This window comes from Sphingobium limneticum (genome assembly GCF_008710155.1).
Taxonomy (GTDB): Bacteria; Pseudomonadota; Alphaproteobacteria; order Sphingomonadales; family Sphingomonadaceae; genus Sphingobium; species Sphingobium limneticum.
This window is the reverse complement of record NZ_VYPZ01000012.1, coordinates 22,756-38,039: the sequence shown is the minus strand read 5'-3', so window position 1 is coordinate 38,039 and position 15,284 is coordinate 22,756. Positions and strand designations below refer to the sequence as shown.

Genomic DNA, 15,284 nt, shown 5'->3' with positions numbered 1-15,284 from the left:
CCGCTAGCCAGACGAGCGTAAAACAAGGGGACTATCCATGCGCTTCACCACCAGCCTCGCCGCACTGGCGCTGGCCCTGTTTTCTATGGCGCCCGCAACCGCCGCCATGGCCCAGGACGACGGCAAGAAGAAGGACGACGCCACCGAAAGCCCCGTCCCAGCACCCAATGTCTCCGTGACGAAGCATAAGGGCGTGTTCGGCGGCAAGCCGATCGGCTATACTGCGACGACCGGCGAAACCTATCTCAAGGACAAGGACGGCAAGCCGCTCGCGGCCATCTATGCCACCTCCTATGTCAAGGATGGCGGAGACAAGAAGCGCCCCATCACCTTCCTCTATAATGGTGGTCCCGGCTCGGGATCGCTCTGGCTGCACATGGGCGCCTTCGGTCCCAAGCGGGTGGTGCTGCCCGATGCGCAGGATGACGGCGCGCCGCCCTATCCGGTGGTGGACAATGCCGAATCGCTGCTGGACGTCACCGACCTCGTCTTCATCGATCCGGTCGGCACCGGCTTTTCCCATGCGATCGGCAAGAAGGATCCCAAGGATTATTGGGGCGTGTCCTCGGATGCCAAATCGATCGCCGAATTTATCCGCCTGTGGCTGAACGATAATGGCCGCTGGTCGTCGCCCAAATATATCGGCGGCGAAAGCTATGGTACGACCCGGTCGGTGGCGCTGATCAACGAACTGGAGGGCAGCTATAACGATGTCGCGGTCAACGGCATCATCCTCATTTCGACCATCCTCGACTTCGGCGCCACGGCCGAGGTGCAGGGCAATGAAATGCCCTATATCATCAACCTGCCGTCGATGGCGACCACCGCCTGGTATCACAAGCGCATGGGCAATCCGCCCGCGACCGTGGCGGAAGCCGCGCAGCAGGCCCGCGCCTTCGCCATCGGCCCCTATGCCGCAGCGCTGCTCAAGGGCAATCAGCTCTCCGCCGAGGAACGGGCGAGCGTGCGGGCGGAACTGGCACGGCTGACCGGCCTGTCCGAAGCGTTCGTGGATCATGCCGAACTGCGCATTTCGCCCGGCCGCTTCTACAAGGAATTGCTGCGCGACCGGGGCATGAACATCGGCCGCCTCGATACCCGCTATACCGGCAAGGATTATGACGCGGCGGGCGAGGAGCCGGATAATGATCCCAGCTTCTACGCCATCGACGGCGCCTATACCGCCGCCATGAACAGCTATGCCCGCGACGATCTGGGCTACAAGACCGACCGCTCCTATGTGACGATCGGCGGGGTCAGCGGATGGGACTGGAAGCTGGACGGCAAGAGCGGCCGGGCAAGCGAAGTCTATGGCAGCGTCGCGCCCTATCTGGGCAAGGCATTGCGCGAAAATAGCGGTCTGAAAGTCTTCGTGGGCCAGGGCTGGTATGATTTCGCCACGCCCTTCTTCGGCGCGGAATATGCGATGAGCCGGACGGGCTTCGACGCCTCGCGCATCCAATATCATTATTATGACGCCGGCCACATGATGTACGTCCGCCCCGACGACCTGCGCAAGCTGAGCGCGGATATCCGGGCGTTCATCACGGCGCGATAAGCCGGGTCAGATGGAGGGATTCTCGTCCTGCCAGTCCTCCCGCCCGTGGCGGACGCGCAGGACAAGTATCCAACCATCGTCCATGATATCGTACAGGATCAAATGGGAGCGATAGGGATGGGCACGAACCGGCGGCCTGATCTCCTCCCGCAACCGTGCGGCCTGCGGATAATCGGCCAGAAAATCGAAGACTGCCGCCATGCCCGCATGATAGCGATCCGCCTGGGCCAAGCCGAAGCGGGTCAGGCCGTCCAAAAAAATGTGGCTGATATCGTCCGACGCCGCCTGGCTCAGTCGATAACGCGCCATGTCAGCTTTGCACGCCCGCCTGCTTTGCCAGCCTTACGCGCATATCCGCCATGCTTTCCTCAGCCATGCCGCTCGACCGCGCGTCATCGACCAACCGCTGCATATGAGCGATCTTCGCCTGCCGCTCCTGATCGCGCCGGATCAGGTCGCGAACATAATCGCTGGCATTGCTATAACGCCCAGTGTCGGCTTGGCCCTCGACCCAAATTTTCATCGGATCGGGAAGGGAAATATTCATGGTCGCCATCCGAAAAGAACAGCATTTTTGGCAAAGCTTGTCAAATCGACCCACTCCGCCGCTGAAGCTTCGCCCGCAACAATTCCCCTTCCCCGTTCACAAAATCCCCTTATGCTTCGGGGCAACAAGGGAGATTATCAACATGCGCCATGCGCTTACGGCCGTTCTGGCCGCCGTCAGCTTTTCGTCCATCGCCATCGCCCAGACGCCCGCCGCTTCGGTGCCAGCGACGCCCGCCCCCACCATCGCCCCGCCCGCACAGAGCGATATCGGCGCGGCCGTGGCGAAGGATATGGACGGGCTGATGACGCTGTATCGCGACCTGCATGCCAATCCCGAATTGTCGCTTCAGGAAGTGAATACCGCCGCCAAGCTCGCCAAGCGGCTGAAGGCGCTGAAGTATGATGTGACCGAAAAGGTCGGCGGCACCGGCGTCGTCGCGGTAATGAAGAACGGGTCCGGCCCGGTGCTGCTGATCCGCGCCGACATGGACGGGTTGCCCGTGGTCGAGCAGACCGGCCTGGAATTTGCGTCCAAGGTGCGGACCAAGACGGCGGCGGGCGTGGAAACGGGCGTGATGCACGCCTGCGGCCACGACACGCACATGACCGCCTTCATCGAAACCGCCAAGCTGCTGGCCGGCGCGAAGGATAAGTGGAAGGGCACGCTGGTCATGATCCTCCAGCCTGCCGAGGAAGTGGGCAAGGGCGCGCGCGACATGCTGGAGGACGGGCTCTATACCCGCTTCCCCAAGCCGACCCATGCCATCGCCTTCCACGACGCGGCCAATATCGCGGCCGGCCAGATCGGCTATACGCCCGGCTATGCGCTGGCCAATGTCGACAGCGTCGATATATTGGTGAAGGGTCTGGGCGGCCATGGTGCCTATCCGCAGACCACGCGCGACCCGATCGTGCTCGGCTCGCGCATCGTCACCTCGCTCCAGACGCTCATCAGCCGGGAACAGGATCCGCAGGACCCCGCCGTCGTCACCGTCGGCAGTTTCCAGGCCGGCGCCAAGCACAACATCATCCCGGACGAGGCGAAGCTGCTGCTGACCGTCCGCAGCTATTCGGACGAAACCCGCGCGAAGCTGATCGAAGGGATCAAGCGGATCAGCCGGGGCGAGGCGATCGCGGCCGGTGTGCCCGACGACCGGATGCCGGTGGTCAGCGTACAGGATGAATTCACCCCCTCAACCTACAACCCGCCCGAATTTGCCGAGCAGATGGCCGGCGTGCTGAAGGGCCATTTCCCCGACGGTCGCGTCATCAAGACGGCGGCGGTAATGGGTGGCGAGGATTTCAGCCGCTATTACCGCGCTGACAAGAGTATCAACAGCTTCATCTTCTGGGTCGGCGGCGTGCCGGCGGACAAGATGGCGGCGGCAGCCGCAGGTCAGGCCAGCCTGCCCTCGCTCCACAGCCCCTTCTGGGCGCCCGAGGCGGACAAGGTGATCGCGACGGCGAGCGAGGCGATGACCGTGCTGGCGCTCGACATCTTGAAGAAGGACTGAAAAACATGCGGGGGCGACGCAGCCTTAATGCGCGCCGTCCCCGCGATTTTGGAAATCCAGAACAGCATTTGTCATGAGTGGAGCGCCAATTTTTCTGTCATGATTCGGTAAAGGCGTTTGCCGTGTTAACTTGATTTGGGTTATGTTCGCTGTGTTACCACAAGGTGTCTTATGATCGCATGCGAACTGGACGATCCTGACGGAATCATTTTTGTCCACGCGACGGGCCTATGGTCGATCGCCGATGTCGATCGCCATTATACGCATCTGAGCCTCATCATCGCGGACAGACGGCGCAATGACCTGCCCATTCGCATCCTGTCCGATGTGACGGAAGCCCAGCGCCAGGCGCGCGAGACGGAAGCGCGCATATTGGAGCATATGGAGCGCACCTATCAACCGACGGACCGCGTCGCCATATTGGTCGCAGACGTCGCGGACAAAATGTATGTCCGCGCGCGCCTGGGCAAGGCGATCGTCGGCGTGTTCTCCTCGCAATTGCCGGCGGAAATGTGGCTGATGTCCGACGACCTTCAGCCGCCGGGCATCGCCGCCTGACCATCACCGTCCGGCGGACGCCGTTTACGCCCCGAAGCCGCCGTCGATCGTGTGCATCGCCCCGGTGATGATGCTGGCTTCCGGTCCGGCCAGATAGGCGGTCAGGCCGGCAATTTCTTCGCTGGTGGCATGACGGCGAATGGCCATGAAATCATGCATCATCCCGGCCATGGGCCCATCCGACGGGTTCAGATCGGTATCGGTCGGCCCGGGCTGCACGATGTTGACGGTGATGCCGCGCGGGCCGAAATCACGCGCCAGACCACGGGCCAGCCCCTGCAGGGCGGATTTGGTCAGCGCATAGGCCGCGCCGCCGGCAAAGGGCATGCGGTCGCCATTGACCGACCCGATCACGATGATCCGACCGCCTTCGGGCATCTGCCGCGCCGCTTCGACCGCCGCATGATAGGGCGCACGAACATTGATGTCGATCATCCGGTCGATCGCGTCGGCATCCAGTTCCAGCGCGTTGCCGAGAATGCCGATACCGGCGTTGACGACCAATATGTCGAGCGGCCCCTGCTCGGCGACCGTCTGCACGGTAACATCCCGGTCCGACGCGTCCGACCGCACGGCGGCCGATCCGGTTTCGGTGGCGAGTGCCTGCGCCGCGTCATGCGATCCGGCATAGGTGAAGGTGACGTTCGCACCATCCTTGGCAAAGCGGCGAACGATCGCGGCACCGATGCCGCGGCTGCCGCCGATGACGAGCGCTTTCTTTCCGGTGAAGTCTGTCATGATCCAGTTCCTTGAGAAATGATTAGTGATCGCTATATAAATTAGCAAAAGGTCGCTTCAAGGATTTTTGTAGTGAGTGATAAAATAAAAACCAGAGGCCGTGGACGCCCCCGTGCTTTCGATCGGGAAACCGCACTCGATCAGGCGCAGACACTGTTCCACGCACATGGGTATGAAGGAGTCGGCGTGGCCGCGCTAGCCGACATGATGGGCATCAACCCGCCCAGTCTCTATGCTGCATTTGGCAGCAAGGCGGCCCTTTATGCTGAGGTGCTGGACCGCTATTCGCGCACGTCGCCGCTGACCGAACCGCTTGCAGTGCCCGCCACCGCTCCGGCCGAGGCGTTGGCCGATCTGTTGCACAGGGCGGCCCGCATCTATTCGGCCGATCCGGCAGCGGCGGGATGCTTGGTGCTGGAGGGGGAACGCAGCACGGACGCCGACGCGGCCTGCCGCGCACGCACTTGCAAGGCGGCCAGCGTGCAGCAACTGCGCGCCGTCATCGCGCGCACCCATCCCGACCGCGCGGATGCGCTGGCGGATTATGTGGCGGCTATCATGTCCGGCATGTCCGCCGATGCCCGCGCTGGCCATTCGACCGAGCGCCTGATCGCCGTCGCCGATATCGCGGCACTGGCGATCGCCGCGATGCTGCGTGCAGACTAGTCCGCGATATCGCTGGCAACCAGCGTCGTCTGCTTGCGATCGACCGACCAGATACGGCCCGCCACTTTCGGATCCCAATCAATCGCCTGCCCCGGCGAAGCGATGCCGATGGTGCGTTTCCATTCCAGCACGGACCCGGCGTCCGGCAAGGCCAGCTCGTACATTTCGGGCCGGTCATGGCCGGTCACATAGAGGCGACCATCCTGGCTCCAGCTGGCGCCCGAACAGCTGAACGGCGCGAAGCGGGCCAGCACCTGTTGCGGGAAGGTCCAGGCCGCCTCCTGCCGAAACGCATCGTCCATCCGCACCAGCAATGTGTAGCGATAGTCGCGGTTCGGCTCACCACCCTTGCCGGCATAATTGGCGTAGACCGCCCACCATTTGCCGGCATGACGATCCAGTACGGTCAACGAACCGGGACCAAAGCCCAGGCTGACGGTGCGTACATGGCGCAGCGTCTTGGTGTCGAAAATCTCGATCGCGCTGGTTTGCGGCACGGCGGGATAGTTGGACGCGGCGCAGACAAGTTCGCGGCCCGCCACGGTGCAACTGTTCATGTGCGGGAACAGGCGCCGTTCACCCTGCCATTGCGCGATGCGCTGCCCGGTGGCGATGACATATTTGCCGATCCGGTCATTGTCGATCGCATAGACGTGAACGCCATCCGACGCGACGCCCTGATGCGCTTCAGGCGCAGGCAGGCGCAACGAGACGGGCGATGGAGCGGGCGACGGCGCGTCGGCATCCTGCGCCTGCGCCATGCCGGCGATCCCGCCAATCATCAGCGCCATCATCTTCATTCCATACCGCATTGCGTTATCCCCGTGTCGCAAGCCCATGCCGATAGGCAGGCAATGCTACAGAAAAAGGACGGCCCGGCTATCGGCCGATTACCAGCGCAAGGCAGCGCTGAGCATCAAAGCCCGCGCCTGATCGACGGCACGCACCGGGCCGGACAAGGGCTGGTCCGCCAGCCGGCCAGTCATCAGCCGATCGGGATCGCTCAAATGCAGGCCGATGCGCGGCGCGCGCGGACCGGCGGGCATATAGTCGATACCGCCTTCTACTCGCAGCCGCTCCGCGCCCTGCCCCCAGGCCGAACCGCTGGTGCGCGCGGCCTGCATGGCGCAGCGCCACGGGCCGTGACGCCATTCGCCCTGTACCGCCAGCCGCTCTTCCGTCAGTCCAACGCCCTGATCCGGGTCGATCCGCGCCCGGTCATAGCGCAACCCCCAATGCAGTGTCGGCGTAAGGCTGTGCCGCGCCTCCAGCGCCATGCCCGTCAATTGCGCAGACCCCAGATTAGCCGGAAAATAACCCCGTTCGACAAAGGCCAGCCTGTCGCGCACATGCCCACCATAGGCGCCGGCATCCAGCCGCAGCGCCGACGTCGCGGCCCAACGCAGGCCGATGCGGGTGCGGCTGTCCCGCTCCGGCCGCAGCGCATTACGCAACGCCCGATAGGAAGGCTGGTCCAGCCCCAGCGCACCGATCGTCCCGATATCGGCATAGGCGCGCACCGTTTCGCGATAATCGGCCGTCAGCGCCAGACGCGGCGTAGCGGCAAAGGCCATATGCGCGGACGGCACGAAATCGTCGCGCACGCGCAGATCGTCGCGGCTGTAAGGCGATGTGGCATTGACCGCCTTGTTGCTGAACTTGGCCGCCTGCCACCCGATGGTCGCTGACAGCCGATCGTCGACTTGCGGCATATCCATCCGCACGTCGACCATCCGGACACTGCTGCGCGGCTGGTAATCGGTACGCCCGGCAATCAGCGCAGCAACGCGCTGACGGCGGCGTTGCAAAGTCAGATGCAGGTCGGCCGGCTGGGCCGACAACGGCGTCCACTCGATCGCGTAGATGCGCGCGGGCCGTTGGGCAAAGGGCAATTGCGGCGCGGGACGGACCGAGAAATTGATGCGCGGACGCAGCGCGAAACCGGCATGATCCGGCCAAAAGGAATCCGCCATGGCCGACCCTGGCAACAAGGCCGTCGTCAGCAGGGCGGGCAGAAGACGGCGCATCAGCGCCCTCCCGCATCGGCAAAACGCACTGGCCGGGCCTGGGACGTCGCATAGCCGATCGCATAGCCCACATGATCGGACAGGCGCTGGTTGGCCGGGCCGCCGAACGCTATCTGTGCGGCCGCCACCGTCATCGGCGCGCCATCTTCGGCGCGGGCGAAGGTCCAGTCCTTGGACCGCAGCACCGTTTCGTCCAGATCGCGCCGGTCCGCCGGATCGGCCAGCAGCGCCTGCGCCTTCGCCTGACGGCTGCCGCCGAGCGAGGTTGCGACGAAGTTCAGGCCGGCGCGATTCCAGTGTGCGAAGAAGGTGCGGATGCGGTGCGCGTCCCCGCCGATATTGAGGTCACCGCCCAGCAAAAGGGTTCGGTCGCGCGGCACATGGCGCGCGACAAAGCCGGCGAGCAGTCCCGCCTGCCGATCGAAGGCCCTGAGCGAACGGGCGATCGACACGCCCGCCGCCTTGCGCGCATTGAGGTGCGTATTCACCACCGCGACCGGTCGGTCGATGCCCGGCACGCGCAGATGGGCGATCATCGCGCCCTTGTTGGCCAGGCAGTCGAACCCTGCGCAGGCGAAGGCGGGATAGGCGATCCGATCGACCGCGACGATCGGATAATCGGACAGGATGATGAGGCCGCTGTTCAACTGCTTGCTCAGCGTTTCGCCCCGGTCCCAACGCGCCGCGCGCAGATAGGCTTGATCGGTCGCCGTGGCCGGGAACGCGCTGCGCATCGCCCTGTCCGGCCCGGCCGCCACATGGGCATAGCCGGCGCGCTGCGCGAACTGCGCCGCATCGGCAACGAAGCCTTCCTGGATCAGGACGATATGGGGCTGATGCCCCTCGGCGCGCAGGCCCGCCAGCCGATCGGCGATCCGCCCCAATGCCTCGTCCCGGCCGAAAGCGACCGGCCAGGGCAGGCCCATGACATTATAGGTCATGATGGACAGCGGCAGGTCGGCCGATGCAGCGGGCAGCGACGCCCTGCGCAGATCGCCAGGCGAACTGGCACTGGGCGAGCTGGCGGCCAGCAAGGCCGTCAGGCTCGCAAACAATAAAGCGCGCGCTGGTTTGAACATGATGAAGACCCCTGAACAGGGCCTAGCCCGCCCATGGGTCATGCCCATGTCCGCGCGATGGCAGCGCGGTTAAAGTTGCAAGTCAGATCCCGTCATCGCGCCGACGCACGGCTGTCATTATTGCGGGCGGTGCCCCTTGCGCCATTTGTTCCACAGGTGGCGCATCAGCATGGCCGGCGGCATCCGCAACCAATGCGAACGGATATAGAAAGCGAAGACCAGCAACTTCCGGCTCTCCTGTCCCCAGCCGTTGCGCGCCAGCAGCCGCGCCCGGACCAGCCGGTCCCACAGCGTCAGCCGCGCGCCATCACCATAGAGCGCGCCCGCCAGCCGTCGTGCCTGCCCCACATGGCGGGCCAGACCATGGCGTGCGGCCCGCGCATCCAGTGCGGCAGGATCGGCATCGGGCAGCAGGCAGTGTATATCCCAAAGATTGCGCAAGCCCCCCTGCATATCGCCATCGGCCAGCATATGGGCGGCCGAATGGACGATCCGGTCCTCGGCCGACAAAATATATAACCCATTGGCTATGGGTATGGCATCCGCGATCATCGCGGCGGCCTCGGGCGTCTGCCGCGCGGTCAGCGGCAGGACGGTGTGATGCACATCGATCATCCGATCACGCTCGACATGGATCATCGGCGGCAGTTCGTGCATCCACTGCCGATAATAGGCTTCGTCATAGGGGTCTTCCTTGACCCATTCCCACCCGGCCGCGATCAGCGCCCGCTCCACCGCCGGCATGGCGTTGCGCGGCACGAGGATGTCGAGATCGCCGATGAAGCGCCCCTGCCCCGCGCGCAGATCGGCCGCGACATAGGCCGTGCCCTTGAGCAATATGGGCTTCACATCCAGTCCGCGCATCGCATCAGCCGCGCGGTCCGCTTCCCACAGCGCCTGCTGCCCTTCCCGTGCAGTGTCGCGCTTCGCATCCGTCAGGACCAGCCGCGCCGCGTCGGGCACGGCGACATCGTCCAGCCGATAGGCCAGCGTCCCGATCAGCCGCTCGGCCCGCGCGGCGGCGAGCAGGCGGTTCCACCCCTCCGCGTCCAGCCGCCCGGACTGCGCCGGATCGCGCAGCACCTGCACCAGCAGGGCCGCGCTCATGCCAGTTCCTCCCACAGTCGATCGACCATGGCGAAGGCTTCCTCGCCCGACGCGAAGTCGATCGCCCGTGCCGGCACCTGTCGCACGAAACGGGTGAGGCCGGTGAAGGCCGGTTCGCCCATCGCGACATAATTGGTAGAGGCTTGCGTCAGGCGCATGAAAATCTCACCCTGCCCCAAAGTCCGCACATCGGCGGCGTGCCCAAAGCGCGGGAAGAGCAGCAGGGCCGGCATACCCCCTTCATCCATGCGCGCGACGGCGTCGGCGCGCGGCACCATATGGCGGATATCCCCCTTGGCCGTGGCGGTCAGCAGCGGCCCCATCCGCGCCTCCCCCACCGCGCCGGTCACGACGTCGATCGCGCGGTTCTTCAGGCTGACGAGGCGCGGAAAGGGCAGGATCGCGCCGGTGTCGCAATCGAGCAGCGCGAACTCGTCGCCCATGAAACGCCAGCCACGCTCGCCCAGCAGCGCCGACAGGGTCGACTTGCCCGACCCGGACTCGCCGGTCATCACCAGTACGCGGCCATCTTTCTCTACGCTGGAAGCATGAAGCAAGAGGTGCCGGCGCCAACCCAGCGCCATTTGCAGGTTCATCCCCATCTCGGCGGCCAGCAACCCATGGGCCAGGCTCATCGGTGCGGCATCGGCCAGGCCATGGTCGCCGGTGATGAAAATGGACGGGCGCACGAAGCGACGCAGCAGGCTGGTCGGTTGAAGACGGACGGTGAAGTCGGCAATCGCGCCCTGCACATCGGGATAGGCGGCGTAGAGCCGCGCCAATTGCTCGATCGGCTGTCGCCATGCGGACCCGATGCGGAAGGTCGCCGGGCCGATGCGCAGGGTGATATGATGCCTCATGCCGGGCGCACCAGCCCCAGCACGACCAGCGCATCCAGATGCGCCGCGATTTCCGCTATCGCCTCCTCCTGCGGTCCCAGGTCAAAATCGCGCGCCAGCCGGTCATGCATCGCCTGCGCCGTCACCGGCGCACCATCGTCCATGCGCTCCATGATTTCGGGCACGGGGCTGATGACCATATGGGTCTGGCCGGAACGATGATGGTAGAAAAGCGTGAGATCGTTCAGGATGCAGGTCGCCACCGCATCCGATGCATCCCGGCGATAGGCTGTCGTCGCGTTCAAATCCGGCACCCCAAACCACTGTCCAACTCGCTGTAGCGCGAAAGACGTAGCCAAGAGCCTAACGCATCAGGCCCCTATTGCATCAGGAAAGCGCCGGCGACGGGATCGGTTGGCGAACGCGGCTGCCGGCCAGTCCTTCAAAGGCGCGCAGATAGCGATCGAGCGCCCGGTCGACACCATGATCGCGGATCGCCACGGCTCGCATCGTGGCTGGTGCCGGTCGGGTCATGCTACGTTCTATGGCGCGAGCAAAGGCCCCTGCATCGCCCACCGGCGTCACAGGATGCTGGCCACCGGCGGCCAGCAAGGGGCGGATATTGGGCGTGCTGTCGGTCGCAACGACATCCGCGCCGCAAGCCATCGCTTCGATCAGCGTGGCGCATAGCCCTTCCCAGCGGGACGGCTGGAGCAGCAGGTCCGTTTGCCCCATCAGCGCGGCTAGACGATCGGGATCGCACACGAAACCGGCGAAATCGACCCGATCGGCTATACCCAGTGCGGCGCATTGGCGCTCCAGATCGGCGCGCAACGGCCCCTGACCTGCGATGGTAAGACGCCAGTCATGGTGGCGCAATTGCGACAATGCCGTCAGCGCCATCGCCTGATCCTTCTGCCCGGCCAGCCGCCCCACCATCAGCAGCCGCCATGGATCGCCGGGCCGGCGCGGCGCGCGCCCCGAACAGGCCTGCTCCATGGCGCGGGTCACGGTGGGGCGCGGCAACAACCGCGCATCGCCGCTCTGGGCCAGCAGGGCGCGGTCATGCTCACCCATCACGATGGTCAGGTCGCTGAGGCGCGCGATGGCGCGAAAGCGCTTCAGCCGCATCCAGGCAGCTGGTCCATGCTGGCCGGGACGGACGATCGGGTTGGAAATGCGGCTGACCGCCTGGGTCGCGGTGCCCAGCGTCGCCAGCGCCACCAGCATATTGCTCTGATTGCCGGCGGAATAGAGGATGTCCGGGCGATGGCGCCGCACCATGGTGGCCAGTGCCGGAAATTGCGCGATCATCGACAGGCGGCGCGTCCCGCCCAGCGTCGGCACCTGCCGGATGGCCAGCGCCGGATCGATCAGATGCGCGCAGGCACCGTCCGTGCGGGTCATCCACAATTCGACCGGCACACCCCGGCGCAGCAGATGATTGGCAAGCAGTATGGCGACGCGGTCCAGCCCGCCATCGCCCGGCTGGTACAGATAGACCGCCACCGAAAAATTGCGCGCCGAAGGGCGGCGGGACTGAAACATCGATATGCCCTCGACGAAAAATCGAACCGTTGAAGGTTCGACGTCGTCAACGCGGACAAACCGTATTCGTTCAGATCAGTTCGGGGCGATCCGGGAACGGATCAGCGCGGCATCTGCAGCGAGGCGTAGCAGGTAAAGCCGCTCGTCCCCCGCTGAAGCCGGCGGATATAGTTCAGATAGGCCTGATTCTGCTCATAGCCGGTGCCGGGCAGGCGGCCGCCGCGCAGCGCCTGCTTCACCTGCTCGCCGGTAAAGCTGCGGCCGGTTCCCGGATAAGCGCCGGGGGTGCCAGCCGGGACCAGCTGGCCATTGGGCGCGACGAAATTGCCGGCGCGACCCTGATCGGGCACCGGGATGGTGCAGTTCAGCACCGAAGCTGCGGTGTTGGCGAGCGCCGGGCGAATCGACACGATGGCGGAGGCGGCCACCGCGCCGCCCATCAGCAATTGACGGCGGGTCGGCACCGCCAGCGATTCCGGCAAGGATTGCGCATCGGGCGCAACCGCTGCATCAGGCGCTTGCGTTTCATCCTGTTCGGGCTTCGGGTCGCTCATTGCGTCAAGATCCGTTCGTCCCGCTTGTCAAAGCGTAAAGATTGCAGACTAATGCTATAGCCATCGCAGCAATTGCGCGACAAATCCAGCGCGGTAACCATGAATCGACTGACAATATCCCAGATTACGGCCTCCCTCGCCATGCTGTTGCTTGGCACCGGAGGCGCCCTGTTGCTGGGCGCTTCGCCCGTTACCATAGCGCTGCCCATATTGGCGGGCCTGATCGTCCTGCTCATCTGCGCCGAGGGTATTGTCGCACGCGCCGCCCCGGACCGTGCCGCGCTAGATGCGCCCGACCTGATCGGCCATCGCGACTTCGCCAGCCTGCTGGAGGGGATTTCCGATCCGCTGATGCTGGTGGAGCGCGGCCGGATCGTCCGGACGAATCGCGCGGCGCAGCGCTTGCTGGGTAACCATATCGAGGGGGAGGATGCGCGCATCGCCATCCGCCATCCCGCCGCTGCCGAACGGCTGGCCAGCAGCGCGCCGATGGCCGAGCCGGTGATGGTCGAACTGGTGGGCCTGGGCAGCCGCGACCAGCGCTGGCAGATGCGCGTCGCGCCGATCGGCCAGGTAGCCGACATGCGCCGGCTGGTCCATCTGGTCGATCATAGCGGCACCCATGCGGCCGAGCGGATGCGCGTCGATTTCGTCGCCAATGCCAGTCACGAACTGCGCACGCCGCTGGCGGGCATATTGGGCTTCATCGAGACATTGGCCGACCCGGAAATGGGCAAGGATGTCGAGACGCGCCAACGCTTCTTGAAGATCATGGATGGCGAAGCGCGGCGGATGCAGCGGTTGATCGATGATCTCATTTCGCTCAGCCGTATCGAGGCGGAGAAATATCGGGCGCCCGACGCGCTGGTCGACATGTCCGAACTGGCGGCCGAGGTGGTCGGCGTCTTCCGATCCAGCCATGGTGATCGCGGGCGCGAGGTCGAAATGGACATCGCACCGCAACTGCCGACCGTGCAGGGCGACCGGGCGCAACTATCCCAGCTGCTCCATAATCTGATCGGCAACTCTATCAAATATGGCCGTCCCGGCACGCCGATTCGCGTGACGTTGAACGAAGGGCCAAGCGGCATGACCCGCCTGACCGTCGCTGATGAGGGCGAAGGCATCGGGCCGGACCATCTGCCCCGCCTGACCGAGCGCTTCTATCGCGTCGATTCGGGCCGCAGCCGGGCGATGGGCGGCACGGGCCTGGGCCTGGCCATCGTCAAACATATCGTCGAGCGGCATCGTGGCCGGTTCGATATTGCCAGCACGCTGGGCAAAGGCACGGCCATCACCGTGCTGCTGCCCCCGCCGGTCGAAGAAGCACCGAATAAAAATGACGAAAAAAGGCGCCCATCCGCCCTTTCAGGGACCATGTCATAAAAACGAAACCTGACTGTCACAAAGGCGCGATGGTCCGCGACTAGGCGCTTCCACAAGGGGGCAGCGACAAGCGAATCGCGGCCTTGATTATGGAGGTTTCCGTGAAGAAATTCGCACTGCTCGCCGCGACGACCGTCAGCGTTCTCAGCCTTGCCGCTTGCGGCGACCAGTCCGGCGGCGGTGCCGGCGCCACGCGCGACCAGATTCGCGCGGTCGGCTCTTCCACCGTCTATCCCTTCGCCACGGCGGTCGCCGAACTCTTCGTGCAGGGCAATGCCGGCATGAAGTCGCCGATCATCGAATCCACCGGCACCGGCGGCGGCATGAAGCTGTTCTGCGCCGGCGTCGGCGCCCAGCATCCCGACATCGCCGACGCATCGCGCCGGATGAAGAAGGCGGAGTTCGAGCAGTGCGCCGCCAACGGCGTGAAGGACATCATCGAAATCCAGATCGGCGTCGATGGCCTCGCCTTTGCCGAATCGAAGCAGGGTCCGGGCCTGAAGCTGACCCCCAAGATCGTCTATGAGGCGCTGGCCGCCAATCCATATGGCAAGGGGCCGAACAAGGCGCAGACCTGGAAGGATGTGGACCCCAGCCTGCCCGCCATCGCCATTTCCGTCTTCGGCCCGCCGTCGACCAGCGGCACGCGCGACTCGCTCGCCGAACTGATCCTGGAAAAGGGTTGCCAGTCGGACGAAGCGATGAAGGCGCTCAAGGAAAAGAACGAAGACGAGTATAAAGCGACCTGCACCCGCGTTCGCGAAGACGGCAAATATGTCGACTCCGGCGAGAACGACAATCTGATCGTGCAGAAGCTGGGCGCGAACCCCAATGCGGTCGGCGTGTTCGGCTACAGCTTCCTTGAGGAAAACAAGGATACGCTCAAGGACGTGCCGATCAACGGCGTCGAAGCGACCTATGAAACCGTGTCGACCGGCCAGTATCCAGGCGCCCGTCCGCTCTACATCTATGTGAAGAAAGCGCATATGACGGCCATCCCCGGCCTCCAGGGCTTCCTCAACACCTTCGCCGCCAACTGGAACCCCGACGGCGCGCTGACGAAGCGCGGCATGGTCGCGGCGCCGGAAGATGTGCGCAAGAAGAGCGCCGAAACGGTCAAGGCGCTGACCGTCCTTGACGGTTCGCAGCTGAAGTAAGGTT

Annotated in this window: 17 protein-coding genes; 6 read left to right on the top strand and 11 right to left on the bottom strand. The window is 64.7% G+C overall.

The window, feature by feature from the left end; translation table 11 throughout:
• Positions 1–37: 37 nt before the first annotated feature.
• The gene (locus tag F4U94_RS14870; protein WP_120249393.1) at positions 38–1,558 is read left to right on the top strand and encodes a S10 family peptidase; all 1,521 of its coding nucleotides are present in this window, start codon (positions 38–40) and stop codon (positions 1,556–1,558) included.
• Between the two features lie 6 nt (positions 1,559–1,564).
• On the opposite strand, the gene F4U94_RS14865 is transcribed toward F4U94_RS14870, so the two are convergent.
• Both F4U94_RS14865 and F4U94_RS14860 read right to left on the bottom strand, forming a co-directional pair.
• Positions 1,565–1,867, bottom strand: coding sequence for a type II toxin-antitoxin system RelE/ParE family toxin (locus F4U94_RS14865; protein ID WP_120249392.1), 303 nt, complete (start codon positions 1,865–1,867; stop codon positions 1,565–1,567).
• A 1-nt stretch (position 1,868) separates the two neighbouring features.
• Positions 1,869–2,114, bottom strand: a complete 246-nt coding sequence (locus tag F4U94_RS14860) for a type II toxin-antitoxin system ParD family antitoxin (RefSeq protein ID WP_120249391.1) — start codon at positions 2,112–2,114, stop codon at positions 1,869–1,871.
• A gap of 133 nt (positions 2,115–2,247) precedes the next feature.
• On the opposite strand from F4U94_RS14860, the gene F4U94_RS14855 reads away from it, so the two are divergent.
• Both F4U94_RS14855 and F4U94_RS14850 read left to right on the top strand, forming a co-directional pair.
• Positions 2,248–3,621, top strand: a complete 1,374-nt coding sequence (locus F4U94_RS14855; RefSeq protein ID WP_120249390.1) for an amidohydrolase — start codon at positions 2,248–2,250, stop codon at positions 3,619–3,621.
• Positions 3,622–3,792: 171 nt separating this feature from the next.
• Positions 3,793–4,179, top strand: a complete 387-nt coding sequence (locus F4U94_RS14850; RefSeq protein WP_120249389.1) for a hypothetical protein — start codon at positions 3,793–3,795, stop codon at positions 4,177–4,179.
• 24 nt (positions 4,180–4,203) lie between these two features.
• Here F4U94_RS14850 and bdcA read toward each other — a convergent pair whose 3' ends face one another.
• The gene (gene bdcA / locus F4U94_RS14845) at positions 4,204–4,917 is read right to left on the bottom strand and encodes an SDR family oxidoreductase (RefSeq protein WP_120249388.1); all 714 of its coding nucleotides are present in this window, start codon (positions 4,915–4,917) and stop codon (positions 4,204–4,206) included.
• A gap of 72 nt (positions 4,918–4,989) precedes the next feature.
• Here bdcA and F4U94_RS14840 point away from each other — a divergent pair, with 72 nt between their 5' ends.
• On the top strand, positions 4,990–5,583 hold the full coding sequence (locus F4U94_RS14840) for a TetR/AcrR family transcriptional regulator (RefSeq protein WP_120249387.1): 594 nt from the start codon (positions 4,990–4,992) through the stop codon (positions 5,581–5,583).
• Here F4U94_RS14840 and F4U94_RS14835 read toward each other — a convergent pair.
• From F4U94_RS14835 to F4U94_RS14800, 8 genes are all read right to left on the bottom strand, one after another.
• Positions 5,580–6,383 carry a YncE family protein gene (locus F4U94_RS14835; RefSeq protein ID WP_427772660.1) on the bottom strand — a complete coding sequence of 268 codons (804 nt, stop codon included), beginning with the start codon at positions 6,381–6,383 and terminating at the stop codon, positions 5,580–5,582. The two genes, F4U94_RS14840 and F4U94_RS14835, sit on opposite strands and share 4 nt — an antisense overlap.
• Positions 6,384–6,473: 90 nt before the next feature.
• Positions 6,474–7,610, bottom strand: coding sequence for a TonB-dependent receptor domain-containing protein (locus tag F4U94_RS14830; RefSeq protein ID WP_120249386.1), 1,137 nt, complete (start codon positions 7,608–7,610; stop codon positions 6,474–6,476).
• Entirely contained in the window at positions 7,610–8,689 is a 1,080-nt protein-coding gene (locus F4U94_RS14825) for an endonuclease/exonuclease/phosphatase family protein (protein WP_120249385.1), read from the bottom strand. The genes F4U94_RS14830 and F4U94_RS14825 overlap by 1 nt, the downstream gene beginning before the upstream one ends.
• Positions 8,690–8,806: 117 nt before the next feature.
• A complete protein-coding gene (locus F4U94_RS14820) occupies positions 8,807–9,796 on the bottom strand; it encodes a nucleotidyltransferase domain-containing protein (protein WP_120249384.1) in 990 nt (329 codons plus the stop codon).
• Entirely contained in the window at positions 9,793–10,656 is an 864-nt protein-coding gene (locus tag F4U94_RS14815) for an HprK-related kinase A (protein ID WP_120249383.1), read from the bottom strand. The genes F4U94_RS14820 and F4U94_RS14815 overlap by 4 nt, the downstream gene beginning before the upstream one ends.
• Entirely contained in the window at positions 10,653–10,949 is a 297-nt protein-coding gene (locus F4U94_RS14810; RefSeq protein WP_232015821.1) for an HPr-rel-A system PqqD family peptide chaperone, read from the bottom strand. The genes F4U94_RS14815 and F4U94_RS14810 overlap by 4 nt, the downstream gene beginning before the upstream one ends.
• A 73-nt stretch (positions 10,950–11,022) precedes the next feature.
• Entirely contained in the window at positions 11,023–12,183 is a 1,161-nt protein-coding gene (locus tag F4U94_RS14805; RefSeq protein WP_120249382.1) for a glycosyltransferase, read from the bottom strand.
• Between the two features lie 101 nt (positions 12,184–12,284).
• A complete protein-coding gene (locus tag F4U94_RS14800) occupies positions 12,285–12,737 on the bottom strand; it encodes a hypothetical protein (RefSeq protein ID WP_120249381.1) in 453 nt (150 codons plus the stop codon).
• Between the two features lie 99 nt (positions 12,738–12,836).
• Here F4U94_RS14800 and F4U94_RS14795 point away from each other — a divergent pair, with 99 nt between their 5' ends.
• Both F4U94_RS14795 and F4U94_RS14790 read left to right on the top strand, forming a co-directional pair.
• Positions 12,837–14,123, top strand: a complete 1,287-nt coding sequence (locus F4U94_RS14795) for an ATP-binding protein (RefSeq protein ID WP_120249380.1) — start codon at positions 12,837–12,839, stop codon at positions 14,121–14,123.
• 89 nt (positions 14,124–14,212) lie between these two features.
• Positions 14,213–15,280 (top strand): substrate-binding domain-containing protein, encoded by a 1,068-nt coding sequence (locus F4U94_RS14790; protein WP_172598744.1) that lies wholly within the window; start codon positions 14,213–14,215, stop codon positions 15,278–15,280.
• Positions 15,281–15,284 lie beyond the last annotated feature (4 nt).

Bases quoted from the DNA above. Each gene is read 5' to 3' on its own strand.
- F4U94_RS14870 (WP_120249393.1), top strand. From the start codon at position 38: ATGCGCTTCACCACCAGCCTCGCCGCACTGGCGCTGGCCCTGTTTTCT.
- F4U94_RS14865 (WP_120249392.1), bottom strand. From the start codon at position 1,867: ATGGCGCGTTATCGACTGAGCCAGGCGGCGTCGGACGATATCAGCCAC.
- F4U94_RS14860 (WP_120249391.1), bottom strand. From the start codon at position 2,114: ATGGCGACCATGAATATTTCCCTTCCCGATCCGATGAAAATTTGGGTC.
- F4U94_RS14855 (WP_120249390.1), top strand. From the start codon at position 2,248: ATGCGCCATGCGCTTACGGCCGTTCTGGCCGCCGTCAGCTTTTCGTCC.
- F4U94_RS14850 (WP_120249389.1), top strand. From the start codon at position 3,793: ATGATCGCATGCGAACTGGACGATCCTGACGGAATCATTTTTGTCCAC.
- bdcA (WP_120249388.1), bottom strand. From the start codon at position 4,917: ATGACAGACTTCACCGGAAAGAAAGCGCTCGTCATCGGCGGCAGCCGC.
- F4U94_RS14835 (WP_427772660.1), bottom strand. From the start codon at position 6,383: ATGAAGATGATGGCGCTGATGATTGGCGGGATCGCCGGCATGGCGCAG.
- F4U94_RS14830 (WP_120249386.1), bottom strand. From the start codon at position 7,610: ATGCGCCGTCTTCTGCCCGCCCTGCTGACGACGGCCTTGTTGCCAGGG.
- F4U94_RS14825 (WP_120249385.1), bottom strand. From the start codon at position 8,689: ATGTTCAAACCAGCGCGCGCTTTATTGTTTGCGAGCCTGACGGCCTTG.
- F4U94_RS14820 (WP_120249384.1), bottom strand. From the start codon at position 9,796: ATGAGCGCGGCCCTGCTGGTGCAGGTGCTGCGCGATCCGGCGCAGTCC.
- F4U94_RS14815 (WP_120249383.1), bottom strand. From the start codon at position 10,656: ATGAGGCATCATATCACCCTGCGCATCGGCCCGGCGACCTTCCGCATC.
- F4U94_RS14805 (WP_120249382.1), bottom strand. From the start codon at position 12,183: ATGTTTCAGTCCCGCCGCCCTTCGGCGCGCAATTTTTCGGTGGCGGTC.
- F4U94_RS14800 (WP_120249381.1), bottom strand. From the start codon at position 12,737: ATGAGCGACCCGAAGCCCGAACAGGATGAAACGCAAGCGCCTGATGCA.
- F4U94_RS14795 (WP_120249380.1), top strand. From the start codon at position 12,837: ATGAATCGACTGACAATATCCCAGATTACGGCCTCCCTCGCCATGCTG.
- F4U94_RS14790 (WP_172598744.1), top strand. From the start codon at position 14,213: ATGGAGGTTTCCGTGAAGAAATTCGCACTGCTCGCCGCGACGACCGTC.